Here is a 13470-nt window from a genome sequence, read left to right on the forward strand (position 1 = left end):
AGTTAGCCCGGCGCGACGGCATACGCGCAATCGCGGCCGGACGCAACACGATCCGGCAGTGCGAGTGTGACGATGGTGCGCAGGGTGCGGAGATACTGGCGCGCGAGCGGACCGGTCGTGTACGGCAGGCCGAAGCGGGCGCACACGGCCTGGACCTGTACGGCGATCTGGGCGTAGCGGTTACTCGGCAGGTCGGGGAACAGGTGGTGTTCGATCTGGTAGCAGAGGTTGCCGCTGAGGAATGCCAGCACCGGCCCGGCGTGGAAGTTCGCGGTACCCAACATTTGTCGTAGATACCATTCGGATTTGGTCTCGGCGTCCAAGGCCGCCGGGGTGAATTTCTCTGTGCCGTCGGCGAAATGACCGCAACAGATCACCACGTAGGCCCAGACGTTGCGCGCCAGGTTGGCGACCGCGTTCGCAGTGAGGGTGCGGCGCCATCGGCGAAGACTCAGCGCGGGGAAGAAGACGTAATCCTTGCCGGCCTGCCGGGCGATCTTGCGGACCAGCGCCCGGGTGAGGGCGGATTTCTCGGCGCGAGTCGCCGCACCCCGCTGCTCGGACTCCCAGCCCTGCAGTGCGATGCCCCATTCGAACATGATGCCCAGCAAGACATTTCGTAGCGGCTGCAGCAGATTGCCGGCGCCCCACGGCTGGTCCGGGGTGACCCGCATGATGCCGTACCCGAGGTCGTCGTCCAGCCCGATGACGTTGGTGAAAACGTGGTGGCGGTAGTTGTGGGCATATCGCCACTGCGAGGAGACGCCTGCCATATCCCACTCCCAGGTGCTGGAGTGGATTTCCGGGTCGTTCATCCAATCCCATTGCCCGTGGCAGATGTTGTGGCCGAGTTCCATGTTCTCGATGGTCTTGGCCGTGGCCAATGCGGTGGTGCCGATTGCGCACCCCAGCTTGCCTCGGGTGGCCGCGATGACCAGCCGTGCGGTGACCTCGAGGCAGCGCTGAAACACGATGGTGCGCTGGATATATGCCCGGTCCGGTGCGCCCCGCGAATTCTCGACGTCGCGACGAATGGACTCCAGGGCGGCTCCGAGCGCGTCCAGGTCCGACTCACTGAGATGGGCATATTCGGCTACTTCGGTGATCGCCATGGGGATCACCTCCGTTCGTGGTGATTTATGGGGGCCCGGCCGCAGGCACGCCGAATCGGCTGCCCAGGCCGCTGAGCAGGATGTCGAGTCCGCGGTCGAGTTCGGCACGCCCGTCGTAACTGGCCCAGATCGGGGCGAGGTCACGTAAGTGCGGGAATTGGTCGAGCGGCAGCCGGTACAGCCCGAGCCGCAGCACATGATCGGTTTCCTCGGGACGCTCGACGATCTCCTGCAGTTCGGTCAGGACGTGGCCGTACAGGAACCCGAACAACGTCCGGTACACGTGGAGCGCGTCGTCTCCGCTGAACCCGGCTTTGGTCAGGAGTGCGAGCACCTGTTCGAGGTGCCGCAGGATGCCGGGCGGCCGCATCCCGAGTGGTGTGGCAAGGGGACGGGTGACCAACAGCGGCACCACGTGGGGATGCGCGCGCGCCAATTCGCGGAAGCCGTGGCCGAGTTGGCGCAATGCGGCAGCCCAATCCGTCGCCAGGGTGTCGAGCGCAAGTTGCTCGAAGACCATCTCGACCACCCCGTCGAGCACGGCCGCCTTGTTGGGCACATGCCGGTAGAGCGCCATCGGGTCGCGACCCACCGCCTCGCCGAGACGGCGCATCGACAGCGCGTCCACGCCCTCGCGGTCGATGATCTGCAGTGCGCTGGTCAGGACAGCCGCGCGAGTGATCGGCCGGCTCGCGCCGTCCGCGTCGGCGCCAGGCGCGTCTCGCCCCGGACGTGATGGCCCTCTCGAGGGTGGGGTCATGGGTGAAGCACCGCCCTTCGCGCGCGTCTCGCCGGCATCGCTTCAGTGTAGCCCTATATCGTAGGTCTACGATGTTGACATAGCTCTGATCTGGGAGTTTACTGGAGTTGTAGCACCGGATGAGGCGCCGTCATGATCGTGATCGTCGGATCGGCCACTGTGCTCGTCGCGCTGGCCGAGGGGTCCGGCGCGGTCAACGGCCGGTAGGCGGTGATGCGGGGACGCATTCACGTCTCATCCGATAACCCCTAGGAGCCGAAATGGCTACCAGCAATACAGTTTTCCTGTCCCTCGTGGTCTTCCTGGCGATGGCGCTCACCGCGGTTTTCGCGTGGACGGCGGGCAACAACCGCAACCAGCACCGCGCTGCGCCACCCATCCAGCTGCCGGTACCGACTCCGGCTGACGCCGGAGATGACCGGCCGGCAGCCACCACACCGAGGCACTGGTCTGCGCTCGACAGCTCGACGACCCAATGGGATCGCGCTGACACCAGAGACATAACGAAGGGAGCGTCGCCATGACGCCACAACCGACTCGCAAGAATGATCAGAACGGCACCGTGCCGGCGAACACACCGCGGCTGCGGTTGAAAGCCAAAGCGCCGCATGGCGGATACGTCGACGGGGCATGGTGGCCGCACAGCGATGACCTCGCCGTCGAGCTGCCGGACCTGTTGGCGGTGCTGTCGGTGCGGCTGGGCCGGATCGACCGCGTGTCGTATCGCCTCAACGCCTGGGCGAATGCGCCCCGCAAGCTCACCACCGGTGGTCGCGCGGTACGCCTCGACGGGTATCGGCGTCAGCCGCCCAACACCATCGAAGTTCGCGGCCTCGACGACGACCGGGACCGGCTGATACTGCTGGTGATCCCGCCACGCACCGACCCCGACGACGCCCACGTCACGATGATGGCGGCGGCCGAGTCCGGCAACGCTGCCTCCGCCGACGGGCTGCTCATGATCAGTCCACGCGACCGCGAACGGCGCACCCAGGCGGCGGGCGCTCAAGATCGCTGGGAGTCAGAAGGCGGAACCGCGGCGTCTCGACAGGTTGAGCAGGTTCTCGTCTGACCTCCGTACTGTCAGTGCGCGACCGCCTTCTCGGCGCCCACCCCGGTCAGTGACCGCACCTCCATCTCGGCGGTGCGCTCGGGGTCCCCGGTGTCGGACGAGGTGAGCGTGCCGATGATGCCGAGCGCGAAGGCCAGCGGGATGGACACGATGCCCGGGTTGGCCAGCGGGAAGAACGCGAAGTCGGCGCCGGGGATCATCGCGGTCTTGCTGCCGGACACGGCGGGGGAGAACACGATCAGCACGATGGTCGAGAGCAGGCCGCCGTACATGCTCCACAGCGCGCCGCGGGTGTTGAACCGCTTCCAGTACAGCGAGTACAGGATCGTCGGCAGGTTGGCCGCGGCCGCCACGGCGAACGCCAGGGCCACCAGGAACGCTACGTTCTGACCGTTGGCCAGGATGCCGAGCCCGATCGCGAACACCCCGAGCACGACCGCGGTGATGCGCGATACCCGCACCTGTTCCTGCTCGGTCACCTTGTGGGACTTGAGGACTGAGGCGTAGATGTCATGTGCGAACGAGGCCGACGCCGTGATGGTCAGGCCGGCGACGACCGCGAGGATCGTCGCGAACGCGACCGCCGAGATGACGCCGAGCAGGATGACGCCGCCGAGTTCGAAGGCCAGCAGTGGGGCTGCGGAGTTCACGCCACCGGCCGCCTTGAGGATCCGGTCCGGGCCGACCAGCGCGGCCGCGCCGTACCCGAGCACCAGGGTGAACAGGTAGAAGGCGCCGATCAGCGCGATCGCCCACACCACCGATCGCCGCGCCTCTTTCGCCGTCGGCACGGTGTAGAAGCGCATCAGCACATGCGGCAGGCCCGCGGTGCCCAGCACCAGCGCCAGCGCCAGCGAGATGAAGTTGATCTTCGAGGTGAGCGACCCGCCGTACTGCGCGCCGGGCGCCAAGACGTCGCGGCTGGAGACGCCCTTGGTGGTGGCGTGGGAGATCGCCGACTGGGCCGAGCCCAGGATGTCGGAGAAGTTCAAGCCGAACTTGGCCAGCACCATGACCGTCATGCACGCGGCGCCGACGATCAGCAGCACGGCCTTGATGATCTGCACCCAGGTGGTGCCCTTCATGCCGCCGACCAGGACGTAGACGATCATCAGGACGCCGACGACGGCGATCACCAGCGACTGCCCGGCGCGGCTGTTGACGTCGAGCAGCAGAGCGACCAGGCCGCCGGCACCGGCCATCTGGGCCAGCAGGTAGAACAGCGACACCGTCAGCGTCGAGGTGGCTGCGGCCAGGCGGACCGGCCGCTGCCTGAGCCGGAAGCTCAGCACGTCGGCCATGGTGAATTTGCCTGTGTTGCGCAGTAATTCGGCCACCAGGAGCAGGGCCACCAGCCAGGCGACCAGGAAGCCGATGGAGTACAGGAAGCCGTCGTAGCCGTAGACCGCGATGGCGCCCGCGATCCCGAGGAAGCTGGCCGCGGACAGGTAGTCGCCGGCGATGGCGATGCCGTTCTGCGGGCCCGAGAAGCCGCGGCCACCGGTGAAGAACTCGTCGGCGGTGGCATTGCGCTTGCTGGCCTTGATCACCACGATCATCGTGACGACGACGAACACGCTGAAGATGCCGATGTTGGCGGCCGGATTGCCGACGGTCTGGGCGGCCAGGACGGTGGTGGTCATCAGGCGCCCTCGAGTTCTTCGCGAATGGCGGTGGCCCGCGGGTCGAGTTCCCGGTTGGCGAAGCGCACGTACAGCCCGGTGATCACGAATGTGGTGAGGAACTGGCCCAACCCGATCAACAGGCCGACGTTGATGTTGCCGAACACCCGGATGGCCATGAAGTCGTGGGCGAAGGCCCCGAGCGCGACGTAGAGGGCATACCAGAGCAGGAAGAATGCGGTCATCGGAAACACGAAGCGGCGCAACCGCGTACGCAGCTCCTGGAATTCGGGGCTGGCCTGCATGGCGAGAAACTGCTCCCCGGTGGGGGCAACCCTCTCGGGACGGTCGGTTTCTGGCACCGAGGGCTCCTGACAGTTGACTGTGAGTGGATAGCGCAGAACCTAATTGAGAGCTGGGTCACTCGCGACCGGTATCGTCGGACCGCTGCATGAACAGATGGAAGTACGGTCCAAGGATGAGCAGCGAGACAGCTTCGGCATTCGAATCCGGAATCACCACCCGCCGTCAGGTGATGGGCGACGAGTTCGTCGACCGGGCACTGGCCCGCACCAGCGGCACCGAATCGGAGCCGATCCAGCGCTTCGTCACCGAACACGTGTGGGACGCGGTGTGGAACCGGCCAGGTCTGAGCCGCCGTGACCGCAGCCTGCTCAACCTCGGCATGCTGACGGCCCTGCGCGCCCACGAGGAGCTTGCCGGCCACGTCCGGGGCGGTCTGAACAATGGACTCACCCGCGAGGAGATCGTCGAAGCGATCATCCACGCGACGGGGTACTGCGGGGCGCCCGCGGCGCTGAGCGCGATGCGGGTCGTCCAGCAGGTGCTGGACGAGACTTCCTAGGCCCGGCGCAACGGCGCCACGTACTCAAAAGATAAGCGGCCGAACGCAAAACGCATCGGCCGCCCATCACCTGATGGGCGGCCGATGCCGCGCTGGCGTCAGAACGGCCGGCTGTTGGCCTGCCATTTGGCCGATTCCGGTCGCTGGCCGTAGCGCTCGATGTAGCGCTCGTGCATCTGTGCCTGCTGCTGCCGCTGAATCTCGTCGATCAGATTGGGGTCCATGCCATGTTGGGCGAGGCGGTATCGGCGCCACACTTTGTTGAGGACGAACGCCATCACCAGGGCCCAGAAGTAGATCGGCAGCGTCATCTCGGAGTGGACGTACACCGATGCCGGTAGCAGCCACAGCGGAGCCAGCACAAAGATCGGTGGGATTGCGTATCGGATCATGTGCCGGCGTACCGCCCCGTCGTCGGTGAGGTCGCGACGAACCCAGTCCTGCAGGTAGTCCGGCAAGCGGCGCCCGTAGGCGTAAGTGATGTGCTGCCAGAACGTCGGACGATCGGCGGCCATGACGACTCCTTTGACTGAGCGGATCGAGGGGACACCACATGATTTGTGCCCTAATAGTTAGTACGCTATCTGTTAGCCCATTATTCCGCCAGGGGGTGCCGCTGATGACGACCTTCGACAGACGCGGCGGGCACAAAAGGTTAGGGCCCTAATTGGTAATAAACTGGGCAGCATGTCCACAGTCTCCGAAGACGTCGACCCGCTCGCCCTGGAACGTCAGGTCTGCTTCGCGCTGGCTATCACCAACCGTGCGGTACTTGCCATCTACCGGCCGCTACTCGAACCGCTCGGGCTGACGCATCCGCAGTACCTGGTCTTGCTGGCGTTGTGGGACAACGCCAAATCCAAGCAAGACCCGTTGACCGTCAAACAGATCGCCGCGTTGCTGCAGATGGATTCGGCCACCGTTTCGCCGATGCTCAAACGCCTCGAAACCCTTGAGCTGATCCACCGCACCCGCAGCGCCACCGACGAACGCACCACACACATCACGCTGACGCCCAAAGGAACCGCGCTACGACGCCGCGCACTGAAAATCCCGCCGGCAGTCGTAAAGCAACTGGGCGTTGATCTGACCGAACTGGAGCACCTGCACGCTGTGCTCACCAAGATCAACGCAGCTGCCGTCGCTGCCGGCGGACCGGCGGAATGATCCGCGTACTAGGCGGCCATCGTTGCCGAGGTGTGTCCGGCGGTGTAGCTATGCACGCCGCAGCAGCACTGCCTGCTCAAAAGGCAAGCGCGGAAACACCTTACGTAACGACCCGGTGATGAGCGGGGCGGCTTCCTCCTTGCTCACCACACGCGGGTCGACCACGTCGACCGTGTGACCACGCCGGGTTATCCGCCCGCCACCGGACGTGGTGATGTTCTTGAGCCAGTCGCGGTCGGGGCCATAGGTCAGCAGGATGGCGAAGCCGTCGGCGGTGGTGAACACCGTCAGCGGCGTGCGGAACGTCTTGCCGGACTTACGCCCGACGTGCTCGAGGATGCCGAACGTCGGCGCGCGGCCGGCCCACAGCCGTTGGATGGGATTGGTGACCCGGCGGTTGAAACGGGCGACCGATTGCGGAATCTGCATGTCCTCATCGTGCGCCATCGTTACGGAGGCGGCCAGGGAAGCGAGTAATGTTACCGATCGGTAGCGGCGATGCCGCCGTGCCGCACACCAGCCCGCTGATTCATTTTCGAGGAGGAATGCATGCCTGCGCCCGCCAACGCTGACGCCCGCCGGATCTATGACCTGGAGCGCAGTCGCGTATTCCACTCGTGGTCGGCCCAGGGGAAGCTCGACCCGCTGGTCTTCACCGGTGCCGAGGGCAGCTACCTCATCGACGGTGACGGCAACCGGCTGCTCGATTTCTCCAGCCAGCTCGTCTACACCAACATCGGCCACCAGCACCCCAAGGTCGTCGCCGCCATCGCGGAGCAGGCCGCGAAGCTGTGCACGATCGCGCCGCAGCACGCCAACGAGGCCCGGGCCACCGCCGCGGACCTGATCTGTCAGGTGGCCCCCGAAGGCTTCAACCGGGTGTTCTTCACCAACGGTGGCGCTGACGCCGTCGAGCACGCCATCCGCATGGCCCGGGTGTACACCGGCCGCTACAAGACGCTGTCGACCTACCGCAGCTACCACGGCGGCACCGCGCTGACGATCAACCTGACCGGCGACGTCCGCCGCTGGGGCAACGACTACGGCAGCGAAGGCACCACGCACTTCTTCGGTCCGTTCCAGTACCGCAGCCAGTTCGGTTCGCAGACGCAGGAGGAGGAATCCGAGCGCGCCCTGGCGCACCTGCAGTCGGTCATCGAGTTCGAAGGCCCGGGTGCCTTCGCCGCGATCATCCTGGAGTCGGTGCCCGGCACCGTCGGCATCATGCCGCCGCCGCCGGGCTACCTGCAGGGCGTGCGCGAGCTGTGCGACCAGCACGGCATCGTGATGATCCTCGACGAGGTCATGGCCGGCTTCGGCCGTACCGGCAAGTGGTTCGCGCTGGACAACTACGGCGTCACGCCGGACCTCATCACCTTCGCCAAGGGCGTCAACTCCGGCTATGTGCCGCTCGGCGGCGTCATCCTCAGCGACAAGATTCTGGAGCGCTTCCTGGAGCAGCCCTACCCGGGTGGCCTGACGTACTCCGGCCACCCGCTGGCGTGTGCGGCATCCGTGGCGACCATCACCGCGATGCACGACGAGAAGATCGTCGAGAACGCCGAGCTGATCGGCACCGACGTCTTCGGTCCCGGCCTCGCGGCGCTGGCAGAGAAGCACGACATCATCGGTGACGTCCGCGGTCTGGGCGTGTTCTGGGCGGTGGAGCTGGTCAAGGACCGGGCCACCAAGGAGCCGTTGGCACCGTACGGGGGCAGCTCGCCGGAGATGGGCGCCATCAATGCGCGCGCCCGGCAGAACGGCCTGCTGCTGTTCATGAACTACAACCGCTTCCACCTGGTGCCGCCGTGCAACATCAGCATCGACGACGCCAAGCGCGGGCTGGACATTCTGGACGATGCGCTGAGCGCGGTGTAGTTAGAGCTTTGGCTCTACGCTTTTCTCATGGCCTACCTCAAGCCGCCGTGGTTCGTCGTCAACGTCTTCAACCCGATTGCGCGGCTGACCGGCATCGGTGGCAGCGAAACGCTGACGGTCACCCGCAGCTCCAACCATTTGCCGCAGCGCATCCCGGTCGTGGTGCCGGAGGTGGACGGGGTGAAGTACCTGGTGTCCACCCGCGGTGAGTCGGCGTGGGTGAAGAACGTCCGGGAGAACCCCGTGGTGGCGCTCGGCAAGGCGAACTACCTGGCCACCGAGATTCCGGTCGCGGACCGGGCGCCGATCATCGCGGCGTACCGGCCGCTGGCCGGCAAGGTCGTCGAGGGCTACTGGAAAGAGCTGCCCGACGACGCCGACCACCCGGTGTTCAAGCTGGCTCCGCAGCAGTAGGGTCCGCGCCGACGTCAGTTTCTGCGTACGAGTGTGTGCAGATGGTCTATCCATCTGCACACACTTGTGCCAAGATGGCGAAATGGTCGAAGCTCGCAGCTATGGCGGACGTAGCGCCAGTGAGCGAAGCTCCGAACGCCGCGCCCGTTTCCTCGATGTCGGCCTGGAACTTCTGGGCACCGGCGGGCTGACGGCCGTCACCCTGCGCGGGGTCTGCAAGACCGCCAACCTGTCATCGCGGTACTTCTACGAGAGCTTCGCCGATACCGACGCGCTCACCGTGGCCGTCTACGACTCGATCGTCGAAGAAATGATTCAGCTGGGGCTCGATAGGGTCGCGCAGGCGCCGTCAGAGCTATCCCGTCAGGTCAATGCGGGATTGCGTTGCGCGGTGGACCTTTTCGCGGCGGATCCGCGCAAGGGGCGGGTCGTGCTCAATCTTTCGCTGGCCAGCCCCGGGCTGGCCGAACGTCGTCGCGACACCAGTGAGCGCATCGCCGCCATCATCGCGAATCTGGGCGGCGACTACCTGCGGCCGGGCGCCGACCCGGGCCGGTTGCTGACCATCTCGCGCTTCTTCGTCGGCGGGTTCGTCGAACTGCTCACCGCATGGATGGCCGACCCTGCCGCGAACTGCGAAGAGCTGCTCGACGACTGCACCCAATTCTTCTTGAGCATCACCGCGGACGTGCTGTACAGCTCGCCCCGCGCTCGCTTCGGCATGGCCAACTAACCCCTAAGGAACAAGCGACATGACCTCGGCAGGAATCCTGGGCAATGCCCGGAAAACGTTGGGCACAAAGGTATTTGGTCTTCTGGACGAGCTCACCGAACGGATCGGCACCACCGGGGAACCGCTGGCCGAGCCGCCGCCGGGCAGCGGGCTGAAGCCGGTGATGGGGGAGCGCGGACTGCCGGGGCTGGGCAAGACCGTCGAGGTGCTGCTGCACGGCCAGGAATCGGCACTCCGGTACTACGCCAAATACGGCCCCGTCACCTGGAGTCATGCCTTTGCGACGCGGGTGGTGTGGGCGCTCGGCCCGGATGCGGTGCAGGAGGTGCTCACCAACCGCAGCAAGGCCATGTCCCAGGCCGGTTGGGAGTACTTCATCGGCCCGTTCTTCACCCGTGGCTTGATGCTGCTCGACGGCCAGGAACACCTGCTGCACCGGCGGATCATGCAGGTGGCGTTCACCCGGACCCGTCTCGTGGCGTACCAGGAGCAGGTCCAGGCGGTCATCGACGCCACCTTGCCGAGCTGGCCGACCGATCAGCCGATGCTGATGTATCCGGCGATCAAGAACACCTCGCTCGAGATCGCCACCCGGGTGTTCATGGGCGCCGAGCCCAGCGCGGAATCCCAGGAGCTGATCGAGGCGTTCGAGGATGCGGTGCGGGCCGGCACGGGTTACATCCGCCGCCCGGTGCCCTTGCTGCCCACCCGATGGAACCGCGGGCTGATCGGCAGGCAGAAACTCGAGAAGTACTTCCGCGAGCTGATCCCGGCCAAGCGGGCGTCTGCCGACGACGACCTGTTCGCCACGCTGTGTCGGGTCGAGACGGAGGACGGTGAGAAGTTCACCGACGACGACATCGTGAACCACATGATCTTCCTGATGATGGCGGCGCACGACACCTCGACCATCACCGCCACTGCGATGGTCTACTACCTGGCCAAGCACCCCGAGTGGCAGGACAAGTGCCGCGCGGAATCGCTGGTGCTCGGCGACCCCGGCCACATCGGGATCGACGATCTGGAAACGCTCGAGACGCTGGAGTTGGTCTTCAAGGAGTCGATGCGGCTGGTCGCGCCCGTGCCCGCCATGGTGCGCAAGACCACCGAGGACATCGACCTGGCCGGTTACTACGTGCCGGCAGGCACCATGATCTCCGTCGCACCGGGCGCCACCCACGAGCTGGGGGACTACTGGACCAACTCGCACGAATTCGATCCACTCCGGTTCGTGGAGCCGCGCAGCGAGCACAAGGAGCACCGCTTCGGGTACGTGCCATTCGGTGGCGGCGCCCACAAATGCATCGGCATGACGTTCGGATCTGCCGAGGTGAAGGCGCTGCTGCACAAGATGCTGCTCCGCTATCGGTTCGAGATCCCGGCGGACTACGAGCTCGAATGGGACCACACCTCGCTCGTGGTGCCCACCGACGACTTCCCGGTGACCCTGCGGCCGCTCGCACCCTGACAGGCGCCGGAGTTCAAGCTGACGCCGCAGAAGTAGGGGTTTGGCGGCGGGTGTGTCGCGGCTCTCCTGGCATGTTCGATCCGAAGCCGTCAACTTTCGTTGACGTCAAGGAAAGTTGACGGCTCCCGACGAAATGTGTCGGGAGAGCCTCCGGCGCTCGAGGCTGCTGGGTTTACTCGGTGTGGCCTCTCACTGTGGAGCAGTCGGTGCGGCGCGCTGTAGGAACAGCGTGCCAGCGTCCGCCGTGGCCTGCCCGCGGCGGACCAGTTCGGTGATGCAGAACAGCGCACTGAAATCTCGAGAATCGAACGTATCAAGGTCAGCGGCGGCCGGCGGGAACATTGGTGGGACTGATGGGACGTCTGGGGCTCCGGTCTGGATGGCCTTCAGCGCGGCGTTACCCCTCCCACTACACCCTGTAGTTGGTCCATTCGCGCGGGGCTGGGACACTGGTGGTCATGCGCTCTACCGACGTCTCCGCGAAACTGTTCGCCGATGCGTCGACCGTGATCCCGGGCGGGGTCAACTCGCCCGTGCGGGCCTTCAGCTCGGTCGGCGGCACCCCTCGCTTCATCACCTCGGCCAACGGTTACTGGCTGACCGACGCCGACGGCAATCGCTACGTCGACCTGGTGTGCTCCTGGGGGCCGATGATCCTGGGCCACGCCCACCCGGCGGTGGTCGAGGCCGTGCATACGACGGCGGTCAACGGCCTGTCCTTCGGAGCGCCGACGCCCGCGGAGACGGAGCTGGCGCGCGAGATCATCGACCGGGTCGCGCCCGTCGAGCGCATCCGCTTCGTCAACTCCGGTACCGAAGCGACCATGAGCGCCATCCGGCTGGCCCGCGGCTTCACCGGCCGGCCCAAGATCATCAAGTTCTCCGGCTGCTACCACGGCCACAGCGACGCGCTGCTGGCCGATGCCGGCTCTGGCGTGGCCACTTTGGGCCTGCCGTCGTCGCCCGGTGTCACGGGTGCGGCAGCGGCCGACACCATCGTGCTGCCGTACAACGACCTGGAGGCCGTGCGCCAGACCTTCGCCGAGCTCGGCAACGAGATCGCCTGTGTGATCACCGAGGCCAGCCCCGGCAACATGGGCACCGTCCCGCCGGCCGAGGGCTACAACGCCGCGCTGCGGCAGATCACCGCCGAGCACGGCGCGCTGCTCATCATCGACGAGGTGATGACGGGTTTCCGCGTGAGCCGCGGCGGTTGGTACGGCCTCGATCCCGTCGCCGCCGACCTGTTCACCTTCGGCAAGGTGATGAGCGGCGGCCTGCCCGCCGCGGCCTTCGGCGGCCGCGCCGAGGTGATGGAACGCCTGGCTCCGCTGGGGCCGGTGTACCAGGCCGGGACGCTGTCCGGGAACCCCGTGGCGATGGCCGCCGGCCTGGCCACGCTGCGGGCCGCCGACGACGCCGTCTACCGCGCATTGGATGTCAACGCCGACCGGCTCTCCGGGCTCATCGGTGACGCGCTGACCGAAGCGTCTGTGGCGCACCGCATTTCGCGGGCCGGAAACTTCCTGACGGTGTTCTTCGGCGATGCGCCCGTCACGAACTTCGCGTCCGCGAAGGCCACCGAGACCTGGCGCTACCCGGCCTTCTTCCATGCCCTGCTGGACGCCGGGGTGTACCCGCCGTGCAGTGCCTTCGAAACCTGGTTCGTCTCGGCCGCACTCGACGACGCTGCGTTCGACCGGATCGCCGACGCGCTGCCCGCCGCCGCGCGCGCCGCCGCCCAAGCTCAGGAGCCCGCATGACCGACAAGACGATCGTGCACGTGATGCGTCACGGCGAAGTGCACAACCCGGACAAGATCCTCTACGGCCGAAAGCCCGATTTCCACCTGTCCGACCGCGGCCGGGCCCAGGCCGAGGCGGTCGCGGGCTGGCTGGCCGAACGCGACATCGTCTACGTCGTGGCCTCCCCGCTGGAGCGCGCGCAGGAGACCGCGACGCCCATCGCGGCCCGGCACGGCCTGCCCATCGACACCGATCACGATCTCATCGAGTCGGAAAATGTCTTTGAGGGGCAACGAGTTTCGCCTGGTGACGGCGCGCTGCGCGACCCGCGCAACTGGTGGCATCTGCGCGACCCGAAGACCCCGTCGTGGGGCGAGCCGTACAAGCACATCGCAGCACGCATGACCGCCGCCATGGACCGGGCCCGGGTCAAGGGTGCCGGGCACGAGGCGGTTTGCGTCAGCCATCAGCTGCCGGTGGAGACGCTGCGACGAGCAATGCTGGGCAAGAACCTGCACCACTTCCCGACCCGGCGGATGTGCAACCTGGCGTCGGTGACGTCGTTCTACTTCCATGACGACGAGATGGTCGGCTGGGGATACGCGGAGCTGGCCGGACAGTGACTTCGCTGGTG

Annotated in this window: 16 protein-coding genes; 10 read left to right on the forward strand and 6 right to left on the reverse strand. The window is 66.3% G+C overall.

Features of this window, described 5'->3' with window-relative positions; all coding sequences use genetic code 11:
* Window positions 1-2: 2 nt before the first annotated feature.
* The gene (locus A7G45_RS11595; RefSeq protein WP_260937017.1) at window positions 3-1112 is read right to left on the reverse strand and encodes a fatty acid desaturase family protein; all 1110 of its coding nucleotides are present in this window, start codon (window positions 1110-1112) and stop codon (window positions 3-5) included.
* 25 nt (window positions 1113-1137) lie between these two features.
* Complete coding sequence (locus A7G45_RS11600) at window positions 1138-1872, reverse strand: TetR/AcrR family transcriptional regulator (protein WP_260937019.1); 735 nt, start codon at window positions 1870-1872, stop codon at window positions 1138-1140.
* Between the two features lie 260 nt (window positions 1873-2132).
* Here A7G45_RS11600 and A7G45_RS11605 point away from each other — a divergent pair, with 260 nt between their 5' ends.
* Window positions 2133-2396 (forward strand): hypothetical protein, encoded by a 264-nt coding sequence (locus A7G45_RS11605; protein WP_260937020.1) that lies wholly within the window; start codon window positions 2133-2135, stop codon window positions 2394-2396.
* Window positions 2393-2944, forward strand: a complete 552-nt coding sequence (locus A7G45_RS11610) for a DUF5994 family protein (protein WP_260937022.1) — start codon at window positions 2393-2395, stop codon at window positions 2942-2944. Before A7G45_RS11605 ends, A7G45_RS11610 begins: the two co-directional genes overlap by 4 nt.
* A gap of 11 nt (window positions 2945-2955) precedes the next feature.
* Here A7G45_RS11610 and A7G45_RS11615 read toward each other — a convergent pair whose 3' ends face one another.
* Window positions 2956-4587, reverse strand: a complete 1632-nt coding sequence (locus tag A7G45_RS11615) for a monocarboxylic acid transporter (RefSeq protein ID WP_043401406.1) — start codon at window positions 4585-4587, stop codon at window positions 2956-2958.
* Window positions 4587-4928, reverse strand: coding sequence for a DUF485 domain-containing protein (locus A7G45_RS11620; RefSeq protein ID WP_377042037.1), 342 nt, complete (start codon window positions 4926-4928; stop codon window positions 4587-4589). Before A7G45_RS11620 ends, A7G45_RS11615 begins: the two co-directional genes overlap by 1 nt.
* A gap of 116 nt (window positions 4929-5044) precedes the next feature.
* On the opposite strand from A7G45_RS11620, the gene A7G45_RS11625 reads away from it, so the two are divergent.
* Window positions 5045-5431, forward strand: coding sequence for a carboxymuconolactone decarboxylase family protein (locus tag A7G45_RS11625; RefSeq protein ID WP_043401412.1), 387 nt, complete (start codon window positions 5045-5047; stop codon window positions 5429-5431).
* 98 nt (window positions 5432-5529) lie between these two features.
* Here the strand turns inward: A7G45_RS11625 and A7G45_RS11630 are convergent, their stop codons facing one another.
* On the reverse strand, window positions 5530-5946 hold the full coding sequence (locus A7G45_RS11630) for a DUF5313 domain-containing protein (RefSeq protein WP_260937026.1): 417 nt from the start codon (window positions 5944-5946) through the stop codon (window positions 5530-5532).
* 172 nt (window positions 5947-6118) lie between these two features.
* Here A7G45_RS11630 and A7G45_RS11635 point away from each other — a divergent pair, with 172 nt between their 5' ends.
* Window positions 6119-6598, forward strand: a complete 480-nt coding sequence (locus A7G45_RS11635; protein WP_260937028.1) for a MarR family winged helix-turn-helix transcriptional regulator — start codon at window positions 6119-6121, stop codon at window positions 6596-6598.
* Window positions 6599-6646: 48 nt separating this feature from the next.
* Here A7G45_RS11635 and A7G45_RS11640 read toward each other — a convergent pair whose 3' ends face one another.
* Complete coding sequence (locus tag A7G45_RS11640; RefSeq protein ID WP_260937030.1) at window positions 6647-7027, reverse strand: nitroreductase family deazaflavin-dependent oxidoreductase; 381 nt, start codon at window positions 7025-7027, stop codon at window positions 6647-6649.
* A 120-nt stretch (window positions 7028-7147) separates the two neighbouring features.
* On the opposite strand from A7G45_RS11640, the gene A7G45_RS11645 reads away from it, so the two are divergent.
* The 6 genes from A7G45_RS11645 to A7G45_RS11670 all read left to right on the forward strand — a co-directional run bounded on the left by A7G45_RS11645 (window position 7148) and on the right by A7G45_RS11670 (window position 13459).
* A complete protein-coding gene (locus A7G45_RS11645) occupies window positions 7148-8476 on the forward strand; it encodes an aspartate aminotransferase family protein (RefSeq protein ID WP_260937032.1) in 1329 nt (442 codons plus the stop codon).
* A 27-nt stretch (window positions 8477-8503) separates the two neighbouring features.
* Window positions 8504-8890 carry a pyridoxamine 5'-phosphate oxidase family protein gene (locus A7G45_RS11650; RefSeq protein ID WP_043401421.1) on the forward strand — a complete coding sequence of 129 codons (387 nt, stop codon included), beginning with the start codon at window positions 8504-8506 and terminating at the stop codon, window positions 8888-8890.
* 82 nt (window positions 8891-8972) lie between these two features.
* Window positions 8973-9623, forward strand: a complete 651-nt coding sequence (locus A7G45_RS11655) for a TetR/AcrR family transcriptional regulator (RefSeq protein WP_260937036.1) — start codon at window positions 8973-8975, stop codon at window positions 9621-9623.
* Window positions 9624-9642: 19 nt separating this feature from the next.
* The gene (locus tag A7G45_RS11660; RefSeq protein ID WP_260937038.1) at window positions 9643-11091 is read left to right on the forward strand and encodes a cytochrome P450; all 1449 of its coding nucleotides are present in this window, start codon (window positions 9643-9645) and stop codon (window positions 11089-11091) included.
* Window positions 11092-11549: 458 nt separating this feature from the next.
* Window positions 11550-12854 (forward strand): glutamate-1-semialdehyde 2,1-aminomutase, encoded by a 1305-nt coding sequence (gene hemL / locus A7G45_RS11665; RefSeq protein WP_260937040.1) that lies wholly within the window; start codon window positions 11550-11552, stop codon window positions 12852-12854.
* The gene (locus tag A7G45_RS11670; RefSeq protein ID WP_071286577.1) at window positions 12851-13459 is read left to right on the forward strand and encodes a histidine phosphatase family protein; all 609 of its coding nucleotides are present in this window, start codon (window positions 12851-12853) and stop codon (window positions 13457-13459) included. The genes hemL and A7G45_RS11670 overlap by 4 nt, the downstream gene beginning before the upstream one ends.
* Window positions 13460-13470: the final 11 nt, after the last annotated feature.

The organism is Mycolicibacterium llatzerense (genome assembly GCF_025331195.1).
Lineage (GTDB): Bacteria > Actinomycetota > Actinomycetes > Mycobacteriales > Mycobacteriaceae > Mycobacterium > Mycobacterium llatzerense.

Excerpts from the sequence above, each read along its gene's own strand:
- A7G45_RS11595 (WP_260937017.1), bottom strand. The coding sequence starts at position 1,112 with ATGGCGATCACCGAAGTAGCCGAATATGCCCATCTCAGTGAGTCGGAC.
- A7G45_RS11600 (WP_260937019.1), bottom strand. The coding sequence starts at position 1,872 with ATGACCCCACCCTCGAGAGGGCCATCACGTCCGGGGCGAGACGCGCCT.
- A7G45_RS11605 (WP_260937020.1), top strand. The coding sequence starts at position 2,133 with ATGGCTACCAGCAATACAGTTTTCCTGTCCCTCGTGGTCTTCCTGGCG.
- A7G45_RS11610 (WP_260937022.1), top strand. The coding sequence starts at position 2,393 with ATGACGCCACAACCGACTCGCAAGAATGATCAGAACGGCACCGTGCCG.
- A7G45_RS11615 (WP_043401406.1), bottom strand. The coding sequence starts at position 4,587 with ATGACCACCACCGTCCTGGCCGCCCAGACCGTCGGCAATCCGGCCGCC.
- A7G45_RS11625 (WP_043401412.1), top strand. The coding sequence starts at position 5,045 with ATGAGCAGCGAGACAGCTTCGGCATTCGAATCCGGAATCACCACCCGC.
- A7G45_RS11630 (WP_260937026.1), bottom strand. The coding sequence starts at position 5,946 with ATGGCCGCCGATCGTCCGACGTTCTGGCAGCACATCACTTACGCCTAC.
- A7G45_RS11635 (WP_260937028.1), top strand. The coding sequence starts at position 6,119 with ATGTCCACAGTCTCCGAAGACGTCGACCCGCTCGCCCTGGAACGTCAG.
- A7G45_RS11640 (WP_260937030.1), bottom strand. The coding sequence starts at position 7,027 with ATGCAGATTCCGCAATCGGTCGCCCGTTTCAACCGCCGGGTCACCAAT.
- A7G45_RS11645 (WP_260937032.1), top strand. The coding sequence starts at position 7,148 with ATGCCTGCGCCCGCCAACGCTGACGCCCGCCGGATCTATGACCTGGAG.
- A7G45_RS11650 (WP_043401421.1), top strand. The coding sequence starts at position 8,504 with ATGGCCTACCTCAAGCCGCCGTGGTTCGTCGTCAACGTCTTCAACCCG.
- A7G45_RS11655 (WP_260937036.1), top strand. The coding sequence starts at position 8,973 with ATGGTCGAAGCTCGCAGCTATGGCGGACGTAGCGCCAGTGAGCGAAGC.
- A7G45_RS11660 (WP_260937038.1), top strand. The coding sequence starts at position 9,643 with ATGACCTCGGCAGGAATCCTGGGCAATGCCCGGAAAACGTTGGGCACA.
- hemL (WP_260937040.1), top strand. The coding sequence starts at position 11,550 with ATGCGCTCTACCGACGTCTCCGCGAAACTGTTCGCCGATGCGTCGACC.
- A7G45_RS11670 (WP_071286577.1), top strand. The coding sequence starts at position 12,851 with ATGACCGACAAGACGATCGTGCACGTGATGCGTCACGGCGAAGTGCAC.